This window comes from Pseudoalteromonas piscicida, assembly GCF_002744175.1.
Classification (GTDB): Bacteria; Pseudomonadota; Gammaproteobacteria; order Enterobacterales; family Alteromonadaceae; genus Pseudoalteromonas; species Pseudoalteromonas piscicida_B.
Map to the genome: position 1 here is coordinate 1 of NZ_NKHF01000043.1, position 17,695 is coordinate 17,695.

Annotated in this window: 17 protein-coding genes and 1 pseudogene; 14 read left to right on the plus strand and 4 right to left on the minus strand. The window is 44.4% G+C overall.

Features of this window, described 5'->3' with window-relative positions:
- Both CEX98_RS10005 and CEX98_RS10010 read left to right on the plus strand, forming a co-directional pair.
- Nucleotides 1–337 (plus strand): annotated as a pseudogene (locus tag CEX98_RS10005) (ribonuclease E); the annotation flags it as partial.
- 146 nt (nt 338–483) lie between these two features.
- Complete coding sequence (locus tag CEX98_RS10010) at nt 484–2,142, plus strand: SulP family inorganic anion transporter (RefSeq protein WP_172439749.1); 1,659 nt, start codon at nt 484–486, stop codon at nt 2,140–2,142.
- Here the strand turns inward: CEX98_RS10010 and CEX98_RS10015 are convergent.
- A complete protein-coding gene (locus CEX98_RS10015) occupies nt 2,129–3,004 on the minus strand; it encodes a LysR family transcriptional regulator (protein ID WP_099641929.1) in 876 nt (291 codons plus the stop codon). The two genes, CEX98_RS10010 and CEX98_RS10015, sit on opposite strands and share 14 nt — an antisense overlap.
- Nucleotides 3,005–3,100: 96 nt before the next feature.
- On the opposite strand from CEX98_RS10015, the gene CEX98_RS10020 reads away from it, so the two are divergent.
- Complete coding sequence (locus CEX98_RS10020) at nt 3,101–4,222, plus strand: S-(hydroxymethyl)glutathione dehydrogenase/class III alcohol dehydrogenase (RefSeq protein ID WP_099641930.1); 1,122 nt, start codon at nt 3,101–3,103, stop codon at nt 4,220–4,222.
- A 56-nt stretch (nt 4,223–4,278) separates the two neighbouring features.
- Complete coding sequence (fghA, locus tag CEX98_RS10025; RefSeq protein WP_099641931.1) at nt 4,279–5,121, plus strand: S-formylglutathione hydrolase; 843 nt, start codon at nt 4,279–4,281, stop codon at nt 5,119–5,121.
- Between the two features lie 158 nt (nt 5,122–5,279).
- Here the strand turns inward: fghA and CEX98_RS10030 are convergent, their stop codons facing one another.
- Nucleotides 5,280–7,178 carry a beta-ketoacyl synthase gene (locus CEX98_RS10030; RefSeq protein WP_099641932.1) on the minus strand — a complete coding sequence of 633 codons (1,899 nt, stop codon included), beginning with the start codon at nt 7,176–7,178 and terminating at the stop codon, nt 5,280–5,282.
- 117 nt (nt 7,179–7,295) lie between these two features.
- Between CEX98_RS10030 and CEX98_RS10035 the strand changes: the two genes are divergently transcribed.
- The gene (locus CEX98_RS10035) at nt 7,296–8,288 is read left to right on the plus strand and encodes a GlxA family transcriptional regulator (RefSeq protein ID WP_099641933.1); all 993 of its coding nucleotides are present in this window, start codon (nt 7,296–7,298) and stop codon (nt 8,286–8,288) included.
- 19 nt (nt 8,289–8,307) lie between these two features.
- Here CEX98_RS10035 and CEX98_RS10040 read toward each other — a convergent pair whose 3' ends face one another.
- Entirely contained in the window at nt 8,308–8,784 is a 477-nt protein-coding gene (locus tag CEX98_RS10040) for a transcription elongation factor GreAB (RefSeq protein ID WP_099641934.1), read from the minus strand.
- The gene (locus CEX98_RS10045; RefSeq protein WP_099641935.1) at nt 8,784–9,215 is read right to left on the minus strand and encodes a hypothetical protein; all 432 of its coding nucleotides are present in this window, start codon (nt 9,213–9,215) and stop codon (nt 8,784–8,786) included. The genes CEX98_RS10040 and CEX98_RS10045 overlap by 1 nt, the downstream gene beginning before the upstream one ends.
- A 305-nt stretch (nt 9,216–9,520) precedes the next feature.
- On the opposite strand from CEX98_RS10045, the gene ccoN reads away from it, so the two are divergent.
- The 9 genes from ccoN (at nt 9,521) to CEX98_RS10090 (ending at nt 17,572) form a co-directional block, all read left to right on the plus strand.
- Nucleotides 9,521–10,954 carry a cytochrome-c oxidase, cbb3-type subunit I gene (ccoN, locus tag CEX98_RS10050; protein WP_099641936.1) on the plus strand — a complete coding sequence of 478 codons (1,434 nt, stop codon included), beginning with the start codon at nt 9,521–9,523 and terminating at the stop codon, nt 10,952–10,954.
- A gap of 12 nt (nt 10,955–10,966) precedes the next feature.
- Nucleotides 10,967–11,641, plus strand: coding sequence for a cytochrome-c oxidase, cbb3-type subunit II (gene ccoO / locus CEX98_RS10055; RefSeq protein ID WP_099028746.1), 675 nt, complete (start codon nt 10,967–10,969; stop codon nt 11,639–11,641).
- Nucleotides 11,642–11,646: 5 nt separating this feature from the next.
- Nucleotides 11,647–11,832 (plus strand): cbb3-type cytochrome oxidase subunit 3, encoded by a 186-nt coding sequence (locus tag CEX98_RS10060; protein ID WP_099028747.1) that lies wholly within the window; start codon nt 11,647–11,649, stop codon nt 11,830–11,832.
- Nucleotides 11,829–12,794, plus strand: a complete 966-nt coding sequence (gene ccoP / locus CEX98_RS10065) for a cytochrome-c oxidase, cbb3-type subunit III (RefSeq protein ID WP_099641937.1) — start codon at nt 11,829–11,831, stop codon at nt 12,792–12,794. Before CEX98_RS10060 ends, ccoP begins: the two co-directional genes overlap by 4 nt.
- Before the next feature lie 117 nt (nt 12,795–12,911).
- Entirely contained in the window at nt 12,912–13,403 is a 492-nt protein-coding gene (locus tag CEX98_RS10070) for a FixH family protein (RefSeq protein ID WP_099641938.1), read from the plus strand.
- A 6-nt stretch (nt 13,404–13,409) separates the two neighbouring features.
- Entirely contained in the window at nt 13,410–15,785 is a 2,376-nt protein-coding gene (locus tag CEX98_RS10075; protein ID WP_099641939.1) for a heavy metal translocating P-type ATPase, read from the plus strand.
- A complete protein-coding gene (ccoS, locus tag CEX98_RS10080) occupies nt 15,782–15,991 on the plus strand; it encodes a cbb3-type cytochrome oxidase assembly protein CcoS (protein WP_099641940.1) in 210 nt (69 codons plus the stop codon). Before CEX98_RS10075 ends, ccoS begins: the two co-directional genes overlap by 4 nt.
- Nucleotides 15,984–16,655 carry a sulfite exporter TauE/SafE family protein gene (locus CEX98_RS10085; protein WP_099641941.1) on the plus strand — a complete coding sequence of 224 codons (672 nt, stop codon included), beginning with the start codon at nt 15,984–15,986 and terminating at the stop codon, nt 16,653–16,655. Before ccoS ends, CEX98_RS10085 begins: the two co-directional genes overlap by 8 nt.
- A gap of 182 nt (nt 16,656–16,837) precedes the next feature.
- Nucleotides 16,838–17,572, plus strand: coding sequence for an FNR family transcription factor (locus CEX98_RS10090; RefSeq protein WP_099641942.1), 735 nt, complete (start codon nt 16,838–16,840; stop codon nt 17,570–17,572).
- Nucleotides 17,573–17,695: the final 123 nt, after the last annotated feature.

Genomic DNA, 17,695 nt, shown 5'->3' on the forward strand with positions numbered 1-17,695 from the left:
TGAAGTGGTTGAAGAGCCTGCACCGCAAAGCGAAACTGTAGAAGCTCAGCAAGCTGAAGCGGCTGAAGAGCCTGCTCCGCAAAGCGAAACGGTTGAAGAACCTGCTCAGCGAGCTGTTAACGGTGGCACGGTTCAAACTCGTGTACGCTTTAACCAAACAGCTGCTGCACCAATGACGAAAGCACAGAGTGTAATTGAAGATGTCGTCACTGAAACGCCATCGGCAATGCCACATGACCTTCGTCCAGCTGTTGCAAATAGCGGCCTAGGTGTTGGCTCTAAGTCTCCAACAGGCAGAGCCAGTGCAGATATGGCCTCACCTGCTGAGGTTGAGTAAGTAAAATAAAAAAGCCAGTCTTGATAGACTGGCTTTTTTTTGTCCAAAACTACTGAACAGAGAAATGGTAATACCAGTCCTTCGTAGCACTCTATGCTATTTATCAGTAGAATGCCGTCAATTCTTTGATCCTTATAGTCGAAAGTATGATCACACTTAAGAGATTCAAAAACGCCTCTTTAAAAGGTGACCTATTCGGTGGTGTTACCACTGCTATCATTTCACTACCATTAGCGCTTGCTTTTGGTGTTGCCTCAGGTGCCGGTGCCGAAGCCGGAATGTGGGGTGCAATTTTAGTCGGATTATTTGCCGCTCTATTTGGTGGTTCAACCTCCCTCATTTCTGAACCAACCGGCCCAATGACAGTGATCATGACCGCTGTACTTACCGCCATGATGAGCAAGTACCCTGAAAATGGCCTTGCGATGGGCTTTACCGTGGTCATGATGGCAGGCGCCTTTCAGATTTTGCTAGGTACGCTCAAGCTAGGGAAATACGTCACCCTTATGCCGTACAGCGTTATCTCGGGCTTTATGTCTGGGATTGGCGTTATTCTGATCATTCTTCAGTTGGCACCCTTACTTGGTCATCAAGCCCCAGCCGGTGGCGTAATTGGTACTTTATCTGATCTGCCCAGCCTATTGATGGACTTGCACTTCTCTGAGTTATTTTTAGGTGTGATCACGCTGGCAATCTTATTTAAGATGCCAAGTAAGTGGCGTCAATATGTGCCCGCGCAACTCGTTGCCCTTGTCGCTGTTACGCTACTTTCCATTATTATTTTCGACACCGAGAGTATTCGACGCATCGGCGAAATTCCAAGTGGATTACCGAGCATCGTTTTTCCAGTTTTGTCACCTGAGCTATTCGTTGAAATGCTGATTGATGCCTTAGTGCTTGGTACTCTCGGCTGTATTGATACACTACTTACAGCAGTGATCGCGGATAGTTTAACCCGAACGGAGCATGACTCTGACAAAGAGCTTAGAGGACAAGGTATTGCCAATATGATTGCAGGCCTTTTTGGGGCACTACCAGGGGCTGGTGCAACAATGGGCACCGTTGTGAATATTCAAGTAGGGGCTCGCTCCCCAATCGCTGGGATCTTCCGAGCTTTGATTTTAATGGCGGTAGTCTTTATCGCAGGCAGTCTAACCGAGCCAATCCCTATGGCGGTATTGGCTGGTATTGCAGTTTATGTTGGCTTTAACATTTTGGACTGGAGCTTTATCCAGCGGGCTCATAAGCTCAGTATGAGTCAAATGGCCATCATGTATGGGGTGATGTTACTTACCGTATTTGTCGATCTTATTATTGCGGTAGGACTCGGTGTATTTATCTCTAATGTGATGATCATAGAACGTCTAAGTCGAGTCCAAGCTAACCACGTAAAAGCCATTAGTGATAGTGATAGCGATGAAGATGTACCACTCACCAAAAAAGAAAGCGAGTTACTTGATCAAGCTAACGGTAAGCTTTTGTTCTTCTACCTCTCAGGTCCAATGATTTTTAGCGTCTCCAAAGCAATCGCACGACAGCATCGCAAAATTGGTGAATACAAAGCCATGGTGTTAGATCTAAGCGATGTTGCAATGATAGATGTGACGGTGGGGTTAGCCATCGAGAATGCGATCACCGACGCCCTTGATGCTAACTGCAGTGTGTTTATCTATTCGCCCAATTGGGAAACTACTGACAAACTAAAGCGCTTGAATATACACGAGCGCTTAGGTGATGGCGCTTTTTGCGATAGTCGAGAAATAGCGCTCAGCCAAGCCATCGATACCATGGCTAAAACTTATTAAAATGTTCACTTAAGTGATCCAATAACAAGCGCAAGCTAGTTGCAACAAATTGTCTGGGTGGATACAGCGCCCAGACCCCCTCCTCTTCAGGTCTAAAATTGCAGAGTACCTCTGTTAACTCACCACGCTCTAGCGCCTCTTGCACGTAATAATGTGGCAACTGTACCAACCCTAAGCCTTGTTTTGCCGCTTCTAATAAGCCCCAGCCGCTATTGCAACGCAATGGACCGGCAACTTTAATTTGCCGCGCTTTTCCTTGTTCTATAAAGCGCCACTCACTGCTGTTTCCAATCAAGCATTGATGATTACTTAATTCGCTTAGTGTATGGGGTTGGCCATACTGGTTTAAGTATGTATTGGCACCACAGACCATGGTTTTACGCGTAGTCAACCGCTTAGCGCGTAATGACGAATCTTGTAACTTGCCAAGCCGGATAGCCAGATCAAACCCCTTATCGAGTAAATCAACCTGATTGTTAGTTAAATACATTTCAACCTCAACTTTAGGATACAAACGCATAAAGTCGACGACGGCTGGCATTACATACGACTCGCCATACATTACAGGTGCAGTCAACTTAAGCTTGCCTGTTGGTTGTCTATCACGCTGTCTAATTGCGGCCGTCGCATCATCCAAGCCATGTTGCAAATGCTTGGCATGTGATAAAAACACTTCCCCTTCTTGAGTCAGTGCCAACTTTCTGGTTGTACGAGTGAGCAGCTGAATATTGAGCCTTTCTTCTAACATTTTTACTCTTCGGCTCACTTGAGCAACCGAAGTATTCAGTTGCGATGCAGCCTTACTAAAGGAGCCATTGCTTGCAACAGCTACAAATTCATCTATGCCAATCCACCTATCCATTATTACACACACGTAAAAGTCTTTATTATTTTTATAGATTATCAAAAATAATAAAGCAGTTATACTTCTGTCATTGTTTAAAGAAAGGAACAAACCATGTCTGAATTTATTAAATCTAAAGCCGCAATTGCGTGGGGCCCAGGTCAACCACTTAGTATCGAAGAAGTTGATGTAATGCCACCAAAAAAAGGCGAAGTACTCGTTAAAATTACTGCGACAGGTGTCTGCCACACCGATGCTTTTACCTTGTCTGGCGATGACCCTGAAGGTGTCTTCCCAGCAATTTTAGGTCACGAAGGCGCTGGGATTGTTGAAGCAGTTGGTGAAGGAGTAACCAGTGTTGCGGTAGGCGATCACGTTATTCCTCTGTATACCCCTGAGTGCGGTGAGTGTAAATTCTGTAAGTCAGGCAAAACTAACCTTTGCCAGCAGATCCGTGAGACCCAAGGTAAAGGCTTGATGCCGGATGGAACAACTCGCTTCTACAAAGATGGTGAGCCAATTTATCACTATATGGGCACCTCAACGTTTTCTGAGTACACTGTACTGCCAGAAATCTCGTTGGCAAAAGTAAACAAAGCAGCGCCGCTGGAAGAGATCTGCCTACTAGGCTGTGGAGTAACCACGGGAATGGGCGCTGTAATGAACACTGCGAAAGTACAACAAGGCGATACGGTTGCAATTTTTGGCTTAGGTGGCATTGGTCTATCAGCCATTATTGGTGCCACGATGGCCGGTGCCAGTCGTATCATCGGGATTGATATCAATGAAGACAAATTTGAACTGGCGGAAAAGCTAGGTGCCACTGACCTTATCAACCCGAAAAACTTCGATAAACCAATTCAAGAAGTGATCGTTGAAATGACAGATGGTGGTGTGGATTTCTCATTTGAATGCATCGGCAATGTTGATGTGATGAGAAGTGCACTAGAGTGCTGTCATAAAGGCTGGGGTGAATCTGTGATCATTGGCGTTGCAGGTGCTGGACAAGAGATCTCTACACGTCCTTTCCAACTGGTCACAGGTCGCGTGTGGCGTGGTAGTGCTTTTGGTGGCGTAAAAGGTCGCTCAGAGCTTCCAGAGATTGTTGAACGCTATATGGCTGGTGAGTTTAAGCTTAATGACTTTATTACTCATACTATGAAGCTTGAAGACATAAATGAAGCCTTTGATTTAATGCACGAAGGCAAAAGCATTCGTTCAGTGATCCACTACTAAAGATCCTTTTCAAGGGCGCAAACAGCGCCCTATTTCACTTAATTAAGGAGAACTTGATGGAACTGATTTCCAGCAACAAAGTATCTGGTGGCTGGCACAAGCGCTACAAGCATACTAGTCAATCCACCCAGTGCGACATGACCTTCGCAATATTTTTACCTGAAATTGTCAATGAAGGGCAACGAGTTCCTGTTCTGTACTGGCTCTCGGGACTCACCTGTACCGACGAAAACTTCATGCAAAAAGCCGGCGCGTTTAAAAAGGCCAATGAGCTAGGTATTGCTATTGTCGCACCGGATACAAGCCCCCGTGGTGAAGACGTTGCAGATGACGAAAATGGCGCTTATGATTTTGGTCTAGGTGCAGGTTTTTATGTTAATGCAACTACAGCACCGTACAGTAAACATTATCATATGTATGACTATGTGACTGAAGAGTTGCCTGAGTTAATCCAAACTCACTTCCCAGTTAGCCCACAAAAAGCCATTAGTGGTCACTCTATGGGTGGTCATGGTGCATTGGTTATTGGACTAAGAAATCCAGACGCTTATACCAGTATTTCGGCATTTAGCCCGATAGTGAATCCGAGCAATTGTCCTTGGGGGCAAAAGGCACTCGCTGGATATTTAGGAGAAGACAAGCAAGATTGGCAACAGTATGATGCAACAATATTAATGACTGAGTACGATAAGCCCAAGCAACCCGCTATTCTCATTGAGCAAGGCACCAGCGATCAGTTTCTAGATGAACAACTAAAACCTTGGTTATTCGAGCAAGCCGCTAAAGAAGCCCAATATCCTATCACGCTAAATATGCATGAAGGTTACGATCACAGCTACTTCTTTATTTCGAGCTTTATTGAAAATCACCTAGAATTTCACGCTAACTGTATGAAGTAAAAAAGGCGTACTCCCTGTACGCCTTGCTTGCTTAACATTATTCTTTACTTAACCTGAGGTTTGGGGATAACCCCACTCTCGCGTCCTGCTACCGCACTGGTACCTACATCCTTGTAGGCAAGGCGAATTTATTCACCAATAGCTGGGGCTATTGGAAGTCAGGTTAAATCGCCGTAAGGATTTTGTGGGCAAAGCTGTATGCTTTGCTCAAACCCAGGAATGGCTAACTCTTGTTGACTTAAACCCAGTTCCGACTCGTCAATCATGCCATTGCCAAAACGGTAAATAAGCTCGTATTGGCCGTAGTCTGCCGCTTGCTGATATGCAATTTGTCTTTGTGTTGTAATGGCAAGTTGTTGTTCGTAATTTGCAAACTCAGCCTGGCTATAACGCTTGCTTAGTAGCTTCTTCGTTACCGTGGGAGAAAGTACCGTTGCAGTGGCATTGTTACCGCCAAAGCCCTTTGAATTAATAAAAGCGATATCCATTGGGTCACATTCATAGTGTTCGGTGCGAATATCTAAATGCTCAGCGTGAACATCCTCGGCCACCGCATTAATTGTGGTGATCCCTGGCATAATATTGTATTCAAATACCCCTAATGCCATCGCTAACTGATCGCCAGATGCAGGTGCTATGGTATGACCAACATAGGCTTTTGGCGCTGCTACTTTCCAACCATTAATCGCAAAAGTCTCGGCAATCTTGTGGTAGATAAGCGATTCTGTAACGCGGTTTTGTGGTGTACTTGAGCCATGGGCCAAAATAAAGCTGCGTTTTGTTAATGCCTCAGTACCTGCGATTTGCTGAGCCAACGCAACCGATTTTGCCATGGTAATGTAGTTGCCCGGACCCGGCGCCGTAATCGACTTTTTCACGCCGTCGGCATTAACATAAACATCTGCCACTGAGCCCATTATCTGCGCGCCAAGCTCAAGTGCTAGGGTATCATCCATCAAAATAGCGACTTGTGCGCCTTCGCCAATGGTAAAACCACAGTTTTCTCCAAACGGACGGCTGGTTTTACGGTAGTCAACCTGCTCAGTGTTGTCTAGTTTGCGCAAGCCTTCTTCGTTTGCAAGTGCTCCCATATTGCCAAAGCCTTCAATGATCTCTGGTGTGATGGCACATTCAACGCTTGCCACAATAGCAACCCGAGTACGACCAGCTTGAATATCATTTACAGCAGCACGAAGGTTATAAAGGAAAGTTGCGCAAGCACCAGAAGTCGTAAACGTAGTGCCAACGCTTCCGGTTACATAGGCGTTGATAAAGTCGGTAGACATTGTGTTTAAACCTAGCGCTAACTGTTTAGTGCTTACACGGTCTCCACGTAATCGGCTACGCACTAAACCACCTAGTCCTTCATCATTCATTTGCCCTGCAACCGAGGCCGAGTAAGTTCCGATCTGATCTGGGCGCACACTATTCATCACTTTATCCCACTCAAGACCCGTTGAGCGAATAGCGTCAGTGGCAGCAAAAATGGTCGCCTGCAATCCACGAGGCTGGTAGCGACTGTTATACATCAAAGATGGCTCAAAACCGGTTGGTAATTGGCCCGCGGCCTTAATTGGGTTATCTCTGTGACTATCGTGTTTGACTTCAATTTGGTCAGCTATAGTGACTTCAACCGTTTTTGGATCCAGTTCAATTACTTGCCAAGCAGCAGGAACAGGATCTGGTAAATCACGCTTACGGCAGCTAAATACAATCTTATTGTCATCACTCGCCTTCATCGTGAGCTTTTGCTGCCAGGGAGTCGCATCTACATCAAAATGTGTTTTTTCAATTTTACGGATCAGCGTACCCGCTAAAATCTGTTCACCAAAGCGTGACTCAACCTCAGATTCTTTTACTACTTCGTCGTTTTGGTCTAACAGTTGACCACTATCAAGGCGCACTAAATTCATCAGGCTCGCAAGGCCTAAATACGTCTCTTGTCTGTCTTTGGCATTTAGTTTATCAAGTACAATACGTTTATAGCCTTGATGGAAAGAGGTGCGCCCCGCGGCGTTAATTCCCCCCATTCCTACAATAATTGGCAATGCTGTCATGTCGTTCCTACTTCTGAACTAAGATAATGATTTGATTTTAATTGCATTCAAATTTTATTTTTTACAAAATAAGCCAAATATAGAACATTTTTCGCCAAAGAAAAGAGGTCGGAGCAGATGAAATCCTGTACACAAGTTGCCATTGTGCTTTATAAGCATATGCTGGTTACCAGTGTCACTTTGCCACTTGAAATGCTTAAAGCTGGGCAAGCATTTGCTAAAGTGCACTTAAAAGAGGCATATATTCCACTAGAGGTCGTGCTTTGTAGCAGTGATGGAGAGGTAGTTAGAGCGGACGAATGCATGACTCTTGAAGCACAAAGCGATTTTAGCTCATTACCTTTATATGATTACATCATAGTACCGAGTATTTGGCGTAATCCAAGACCAATAGTAAAGCAGCATCAGCACTTGAGTGATTCGCTTGCGGATGCTTGGGAATCTGGGAGTACTTTAATTGGTGTTGGCACTGGCGTCTGCTTTTTGGCAAGCTCTGGCCTCTTAAATGGTCACTCAGCCACGACCCATTGGCACTTTGCAAAACAGTTTTCGCAGCTATACCCGAATGTAGAATTAAAGCCAGACTACTTTATCACGCAATCAGAGCGGATCTATACGGTGGCAAGCCTCAACGCATTAGCAGATGTCATTGTTCACATTATAGAGCTGTTATATGGCACGGATGCTGCTCACCACGTGCAACAAAACTTTTCTCATGAAATTCGTAAGCCCTATGAGGAGCAGCGCTATTTAGAAGGGGCAGTAGACCGTCATGCTGATGAACAAATTGCGGCAATCCAATTTTGGCTTAAAAATAACGCCACTTCCGAGATTTCTTTACCTGCCGTCGCCCATCAGTTTGATCTCAGCTATCGCACCTTCAATCGTCGCTTTAAACAAGCAACCGGACAAACAGCGGTGGCTTATTTACAACAGATACGCGTTGAAATGTGCAAAGAGTTGCTGGCAAGCAGCAATCTATCGATACAGGATATTGCCTTAGCTTGTGGGTTTAACTCGCAAGGCCAATTAAGTCGAGTATTTCGTCAATTAATGGGAAAGTCCCCTTCTACTTATCGCGCCATTGTGAGGAGGAAACTATTCTCGTAATTCACGACCTAGGGGACACTTACCGTATTTGTGTTACGGTTAGCGTTTGCTGCTGACCATTGAAGAAAAACGAAATATCGTCATCCACATTAAGCCCCTTTAGACGCTTACCGAGTGGCGCATCAAATGTAAGTACAAGTACAGGGGTTTCTTTATATTGGATTTTTAGTCCGCCTTCACAGGGCGCAAAATAAAACCAGTGGCAATGCCCTTGCTCATCTTCTATTTCAACTAGTGCGTTGTGCACAATGGTATCAGTGACTGGATGATCCAATTGATTGGTGATTGTTTGTTTTGCTAGATGCATGGCGTCAACGCGCTCACTTTGCCCTTCAGCTAGGTAGCCATACTCAATACTTAAGGAGTCATACTGGGTTTCGGCAGCGCTTTGCTCATGGGTTGCATCCGCACGGGCACTCTCAGCCGCTTCGGTGGCTTCAATCAACTTTTGTTCAAGTGCGAACTTGAGATATTCGATAAAAACAGATTTATTCATTAATAAACTACAGCTATTGGATGATGAGTTGTAACAGGCTGGCCGTCAATAATAAGTGCTAAACGCAAAACCCAGCGCATGGACTTATCCGTGCAAACCCCAACCATGGTTGTGGCTTCTAATGTGTCACTATCAAAAAATACGGGAATTCGGCCCATGTTCATGTTTTCGCCTTCCAGCCAAGCAGATTGCACCTCTACTTTAGTCGCACTTTTGAGTCCAATGGTAAATTCGGTTTCGGGACGGATCTGCGCTGACCCCAGATAAATAGAGACTTCGGGAGTCAAATTACAAGGCGTTGAAAAATTACAGACATTTCTTGTTACTGAACTTTCACTTTTTTCTGAACTTTCATGTATAATGATACTTGGGTCTGAACAGGCCACGAGGAAAATACCTAGCAATCCTATTGTTAATTGCTTTACAACCATAGGGGTTTACCGTCACTTCTGAATCTTGCGCAGTGTACGCAAGTTTCGGGGTAATTGCTAGGTTGCTTAAGAAGCGAACAAAAAGCGCTTGAAAACTTGATTGATGTCATAATTTTAGGCGTTTTTGGTATCTTTTCATAAGTAAAAAAATTATCATTTCCTCGCAAAAATAAAGGTTTCTCGGGCTGGTTAGGTTTTCATTCACCGTGTGAATTAAAACATGACGGGCTTGAGGAAATATAACTAGGGCCTGTAATTCAGGTAATTCATTTCTAATCGCAATAAATTGCAGCGGAATCCAGAAAATGAGCCAAACAGTAGCATCACAAACTGAGTACAATTATAAAGTTGTACGCCAATTCGCTATCATGACAGTGATTTGGGGCATTGTTGGCATGGGTGTAGGTGTATTTATCGCAGCGCAACTTGCGTGGCCTGCGTTAAACTTCGACATTCCATGGTTAACTTACTCTAGACTTCGTCCGTTACATACGAACGCAGTAATCTTTGCATTTGGTACAAGTGCACTATTTGCAACCTCTTACTATGTTGTTCAGCGCACCTGTCAAACGCGTCTGTTCTCTGACAAACTTGCTTCTTTTACCTTCTGGGGTTGGCAAGCCATCATAGTCGCAGCGGCTATCACGCTTCCTTTAGGCATGACTTCTTCAAAAGAGTATGCAGAACTAGAGTGGCCGATTGATATCGCAATCGCGGTAGTATGGGTTACTTATGCGGTTGTATTCTTTGGTACTCTTATCAAGCGTAAAGTGTCACACATCTATGTAGCAAACTGGTTCTACGCTGGTTTCATCATTACTGTTGCAGTGCTTCACATTGTAAACAGCATGGCTATTCCAGTATCGCTTACTAAATCATACTCAATCTACGCCGGTGCTGTAGATGCTATGGTTCAGTGGTGGTACGGTCACAACGCGGTAGGCTTCCTACTGACTGCAGGTTTCCTTGGTATGATGTACTACTTCGTACCGAAACAAGCAGGTCGTCCAGTTTACTCTTACCGTTTATCGGTAGTTCACTTCTGGGCACTCGTTTCTCTATATATCTGGGCTGGTCCTCACCACCTACACTACACAGCGCTACCTGACTGGACTCAGTCTCTTGGTATGGTGATGTCAGTTATCCTATTCGTTCCTTCTTGGGGCGGTATGATCAACGGTATCATGACGCTATCAGGCGCGTGGCACAAACTACGTACTGACCCAGTACTGCGTTTCCTAGTTGTATCTCTATCTTTCTACGGTATGTCTACGTTCGAAGGCCCAATGATGGCTATTAAGTCTGTAAATGCGCTTTCACACTACACAGACTGGACTGTAGGTCACGTACACTCTGGTGCACTAGGTTGGGTTGCGATGATTTCTATCGGTGCAATTTACCACCTTATCCCTGCACTATTTGGTCACGGTAACATGTATAGCATCAAGCTAGTTAACACGCACTTCTGGCTACACACTGTTGGTGTTGTGCTTTATATCGTTGCAATGTGGATCTCTGGTGTTATGCAAGGTCTAATGTGGCGTGCAGTAAATGCTGACGGTACATTAATGTACAGCTTTGTTCAGTCACTAGAAGCTTCTAAGCCTTTCTATATCATGCGATTCCTAGGCGGTGTATTCATCGTAGTTGGTATGCTGGTAATGGCTTACAACGTATTCCGTACGGTTACTGCAAAAAGTGGTCAATTAGCCACTGATGCAAACCCGCAAGTGGCTTAAGGGGTGTCGAGTATGAGCAACAATAACTCAACAAACAAACACGAAATCGTCGAAAAGAACGTTGGCCTAATGGCAATCCTAACGGTATTCGCGATTAGCTTTGGTGCACTAGTTGAAATTACACCGCTAATGTTCCAAAAAGATACCACTCAGCCAGTAGAAGGCTTACGCCCGCTTACCGCGCTTGAAATGGAAGGTCGTGATATCTATGTGCGTGAAGGTTGTTATAACTGTCACTCACAAATGGTTCGTCCATTCCGTGATGAGGTTGAGCGTTATGGCCACTACTCTGTAGCTGGTGAGTCGGTATGGGATCACCCATTCCAATGGGGTTCTAAGCGTACAGGTCCAGACTTAGCGCGCGTTGGTCAACGTTATTCAGACGACTGGCACTATGCTCATTTAATGGATCCTCGCTCTGTGGTACCTGAGTCAAATATGCCAGGTTATCCATGGCTTGACAGTACTAAGGTAGATACCACTTATACTCTGAAAAAATTACAAGTGTTCCGTGATGCATTTGGCATTGATAAGTCGTCAGACCGCTACAATGGCAAAGGCTACGGTGATGATGCTGAACTACAAGCGCAAGTTGATGAAATCCATGCGATGAACGGTGGCGAAGGTGCAACAGAAATGCAAGCACTTATCGCTTACTTACAGCAACTTGGCACACATTTGAAGTAATTGTTATGGATTACGGCACATACAGAGGCATTTTGACTCTGGTAATTTTGGTACTGTTTTTAGTGATTGTTGTGTGGGCATATAGCAAGCGTTCTAAGCGCCGTTTCGACGACGCAGCTAATGCCATTTTTGAAGATGAGAAAAAACACAATAACACTATCTCTAACGAGGAAAAGGAGTCTGAAAAATGACTAGCTTTTGGAGTATTTGGGTTATCGTACTAACCCTTGCATGTCTAGCTCTGATTTTCGGCTTGCTGCTTTGGAACCTGAAAAACTATGTGGGTGTCAAAGAAGGCGAAAGCTGTGGTCACGAGTTCGACGGAATTGAGGAACTGAACAATCCACTGCCTAAGTGGTGGACTTATATGTTCTTCGCCACTTTTGTATGGTCTGTTTATTATCTTGCAGCCTATCCGGGTCTAGGTAATTTTGCGGGCTTCCTAAACTGGACCAGCTCTAACCAAGGTATTACTACATTGGAAGAGTCTAAAAAAGCAGTTGCAGAAGCACAAGCTGAAGGTCAATGGGTGCAATTGGATAAAGAGTTTGAAGCGGCTGACGCACGCTTTGGCCCTATTTTCCAAGAGTTTGCAAAGCAAGATGTGCTAACACTTGCTAAAAATGAAGAAGCGCTTGAAATTGGTCAACGTTTATTCTCGCAAAACTGTGCACAATGTCACGGCTCTGATGCTCGTGGTGGTGCGGGCTTCCCTAACCTAACAGATAATGACTGGTTATACGGCGGCTCACCTGACAAGATCAAAGAAACACTTCTTCACGGTCGTGTTGCGGCGATGCCTGCTTGGCAAGATGCGCTTGGTGATCAAGGCGTGAAAGAAATGACAGCTTATGTGTTAAGTCTTTCTGGCCGTACTGTAAACCAAAAAGACGCAGCAGCTGGTAAAGCTAAGTTTGCGATGTGTGCTGCTTGTCACGGTATGGATGGTAAAGGCTCAGTTGCGCATAACCTTCCGTTTGGTGCGCCTAACCTAACTGACAATATCTGGTTATATGGCGGTTCTCAGCGTGCTGTTGAAGATACGCTTCGCCACGGCCGTGCCGGTGTAATGCCAGCTTGGAAAGACATCTTAGGTGAAGATAAAGTACACCTTCTAACGGCTTATGTTTACAGCTTGTCGCAAGACCAGTAAACCCAGCAATTAGAACATTATTTGAGATCAAAAAAGCTCCATTTGGAGGCTTTTTTTTAGGTATTTACCGTAACTTACGGTAGAATACGGACAAGTTTTATAGCCATGTGAGCAACTATGAACCCTACCCCTTGGTATAAGAATTTTTGGCCTTGGTTTTTAATTTTTTTCCCACTCGTAACTGTGGTTGCCTGTGTTCTTCTTATTACCCTAGCCGTTGGAAATGGACCAGATATGGTCGTTGACGACTACTACAAAAAAGGTAAAGCAATAAACCTTGAACTTGGCAAATTTAACAAAGCTAAAGCGCTTTATTTGCACGGTGATTTACAAATTGCAGACCAAAAAGTCACTTTTAAATTTACCAAAGGTGATGCCTCCAAAGTCCACGCACTCAAGCTCTCATTTTACCACCGTACGATTGAAAAGTATGACTTTGCCGTGACCCTAACAAAAAATGCTAGCGGTGAATTCACTGGACTATTTGATGAACCACACACTGGAGCATTCACGGTATTTATCGAGCCTATGGACAACAGCTGGAAAATGAAAGAAAAAGTCCTGCTACCGCATGAAGGTATTATCGCTATAACTCCACAGTATAAGTAAGCTGCTATGGCAAATTCATGTTTTCATTGTTTAGAGCCTATTCCAAAAGGGTTTTCGGGCTCCATTACCTTTGAAGGTAATACCCAGCCTGTTTGCTGTATCGGCTGTCAGGCTGTTGCAGAGACCATTATCTCTCAAGGAATGAGCGACTATTATACCTATCGCACACAAAGTGCAGGAAAAGTCGAAGAACTCGTCCCTGAACAACTAAAAATGTTGCTAAGTTACGACAATGATGAAATACAAGAAGACTTCGTAGAGACCAGCGGCGATAACAAAGAAGTTTTGCTCAGTGTGGAAGGAATTAGCTGTGCAGCCTGCGCCTGGTTGATAGAAAAACAGCTATTAGCCCTTGGTGGTATTACTCGCGTTGACGTAAATACCTCAACCCACCGCGCTATGATTGTATGGCAAGATGACCAAGTAAAACTTAGTCAAATCATCAAATCACTTATGGAAATTGGCTACAAAGCCTACCCTTTCCAGGCCGATGAAGAAGCAGCACAAAAGCAGGCAGTAGCCAAAGCTTACATTCGCCGCCTAGGTGTTGCAGGCCTGATGACCATGCAAGTGATGATGTTTGCTTTTGCCATGTATTTTGGCATGTTTTCTGGCATGGAAGAAGATTTTGAGCAGTACTTCCGCTGGATAAGCTTAGTGCTTGCTTCCCCTGTTATTTTATATTCAGCAATGCCCTTTTTAACCAATGCGGTTAAAGGCCTCAAAGCGAAACAACTGAATATGGATTTGCCTGTTTCGCTGGCTATATTCGGCGCTTATGGTGCCAGTACATACGCGACATTTATGGAAGTCGGTGAGGTTTATTTTGAGTCTATCTGCATGTTTACCTTCTTATTGTTATTGGGTAAATATTTAGAGTTTAGAGCTCGCCTAAAAGCCAGTGAATTCACTGCGAACCTGCAAAAACTCTTACCGCTGACAGCCCGAAAAATAGATGAAAATAACAACGAGCAACACATTGCCGCTAAAAAGCTGAAGCTAAACGACCTAATTTTAGTAAAGGCAGGTGAAACCATTCCAGCGGATGGCCTTGTTGTTCAAGGCAATACCACCGTTGATGAGTCAATGATGACGGGTGAGCATCAGCCTGTCAAAAAATATCAAGGTCATCAGGTCTACGCAGGCACCGTAAACCATGATGGGGTTATTACCCTCGAGATCAATAAAATTGGCCAAAACACCCTACTCAATCAAATTATTCGGCTACAACACAACGCCTTAACAAAACGCCCTAAACTGGTCGAAATTACTGATAAGGTTGCTCAGTGGTTTGTTGCTTGTTTACTGATCTTTGCATCTATCACAGCCATAGGCTGGTATCCTGTTTCGCCAGACAAAGCGTTTTGGGTCACCATTTCGGTGCTAGTAGCCACCTGCCCTTGCGCACTAAGTCTCGCAATCCCCACTGCGCTCACTTGTGCTGTCGCCTCGCTGACCAAAAAAGGTATCTTGATCAAAGAAGCGCACGTACTCGAAACAGCGACAAAACTAACTCGCGTTGCGTTTGATAAAACAGGCACCTTAACCGAGGGGCGCTTTTCAATACGACACATTGAAGTATTGCAGCCACAATATAGCGAACCCGAAATTCTTGAGTTTGCCGCTGCACTAGAGCGCTTTTCGGAGCACCCTATTGCCCGCGCTTTTGCTCATATCACGCCGACGGAAAACCTTGTTCAAGATGTTGAAGTAGTAGCTGGCTCAGGTATCAGAGGAGACTGGCAAGGCACAGCAATCGCACTTGGTAAAAGTCACTGGTTTGACAATCATGCGTCTTTTGCCCAAGCCACATTGTTTATTAACGATAAAGCGGTGGCGGATTTCTACTTTAACGACAAAGTGAAAAATAACGCTGAGGCAGTAATTGAACAATTGCAGCAAGCAGGTTTGTCTTGTCATATGCTGACAGGCGATAGCTCAAATGCCGGAAAAGAGCTTTCAACACAACTCGCACTCGACAGTTATCAAAGCGCGTGTACTCCTGAGAGTAAACAACAAGCCGTTGAAACTTGGTCTAAGCAAGGGGAAATTGTCGCGATGGTGGGAGATGGTATCAACGACAGCCCTGTATTTAATACGGCTCACCTCTCTGTTGCTATGGACACCGGAGCCGATATTTCTAAAAACACTGCCGATGTCGTGTTGCTTAATAGTGATTTAAATGCCATTTTGGCGCTGCAGCAGGTTGCCAAGCAAACCCGCAGAATCGTTAAGCAAAACTTGACTATCTCTTTGTTATACAACGGTTCTATTTTACCACTGGCCGCGCTTGGTATGGTCCCTCCTTGGGTTGCCGTGATAGGCATGTCAGCCAGCTCTATTATCGTGATTGGTAATTCACTAAGGTTATTAAAGCTATGAGTATCATCTACGTATTAATACCTATCGCTATTTTGTTTGTGATCATTGCGATAGGTATATTCTTTTGGGCAGTAAAAAGTGAACAGTTTTCAGATCTAAACAAGCAAGGTCATAGCATTTTGTTCGATGACGACAAAGTGCAACACAATAGCCAGACCACCAAGCAACCAACGGATAAAGGCGACAACGACCACTCGCATGAATGACGTAAGCCTGCTAAGCGCATTGATAATGGGACTCGCAGGCAGTGGGCACTGCTTGGTGATGTGTGGTGGTATCGCCAGCTCATTGCAACTCGCCAGCAAACAGCGCTCAGCCATTGTGGTCTCTTTGTTATACAACATAGGTCGCATTGTTAGCTATGCTCTCGCGGGTAGCCTAGTGGCATTACTTGGTGCGAGTCTAGCGAAACAAAACACAAGCGTAGCAAACGCTTTACAATTGATGAGCGGCATTTTTATGATCTTGGTTGGTATTTATGTTATGCGCTTAGCCAGTACCTTAAAATGGCTGGAATCAGCAGCAAAAAGCCTGATCTGGCAGCATGTTGTAAAGCTTAATAAACACTTGGTCCCTGTTAATACCAAAAAGAAAGCATTTTTTTATGGTGCACTGTGGGGCTGGTTACCTTGTGGGTTAGTCTACTCGGCCTTAACCTGGACGCTACAAGCAAAGTCGCCTTTTGAAGGGGCCCTGATCATGCTTGCCTTTGGCGCTGGCACTATGCCTGCACTCATTGCCGTTGGACAGTCTGCTCAGCTATTACAAAAGTTTATAAATCATTTAGTTACTCGTATTGTAATGGGGAACTTACTGATTTGGTACGGTGTTTATTTAATTATTATTGCAACTGATAAGCTAGTACATTAACCTATCCTTATCTGAACAAACTCTTCATTTTAGATAATTGGTTAGCGTTTTGAGAATAGGAGCTCCAATTGGTAACCATGTCATCTTTTGCGTGTTATGGGAGTTTGTGGCAGTTACCCTGCCGATCTATAAAAATCGGTAATCAACTGCCTCCTCGTGCGTCATAGACTTATGGAAATTTTATGGACTTAAGTAATCAAAATCGCTCTAAGAGCCAATGCACCATCAGCTGTAACAATTGCAGCATCAGCCAGCTATGCCTTCCTTTTTCGCTTAACGGTAGCGAAATGGACAAGCTAGACGAAATTATCGAACGCAAGAAGCCGCTGCACAAAGGTGATTTCCTGTTTGAGTCTGGTACTAAGCTTAATGCTATTTTTGCTGTGCGTTCAGGCTCATTTAAAAGCTATACCCTGTCAGAACAGGGCGATGAGCAAATAACAGGGTTCCACCTCGCAGGAGATCTAGTCGGCTTTGATGCGATCAATAAGATGCAGCACCAAAGTTTTGCACAAGCATTAGAGACCTCAATGGTGTGTGAAATTCCATTTGATACCTTGGACGAGCTCGCCGGCAAGCTACCTAAATTGCGTCAGCAAATCATGCGCTTAATGAGTAGTGAGATTAATTACGACCAAGAAATGCTGCTACTTTTAAACAAAAAAACCGCAGAAGAACGATTAGCAACGTTTATTTATAACTTATCAAACCGGTTTGGTGAGCGTGGCTTTTCTCGTAAGGAGTTCCGCTTTACCATGACTCGTGGTGAAATTGGTAACTACCTAGGCCTAACAGTAGAAACAATTAGTCGCTTACTAAGCCGTTTTCAAAAGGCTGGGATCATCAAAGTAGAAGGTAAATTTATTACCATTATAGATGCGGCTGCATTGGCTGAAACCGCAGCGATTGCATCTTGATTTAAAACAAACTATTTATCGTTAAGACTTTATCCTTAAGTAGAATCGGTTACACTCAATAGAGTCGAAGTATAGTATTCCCTAGCTTCGACCCTATTGTTAATTTGCCGTTTTAAGGAGATA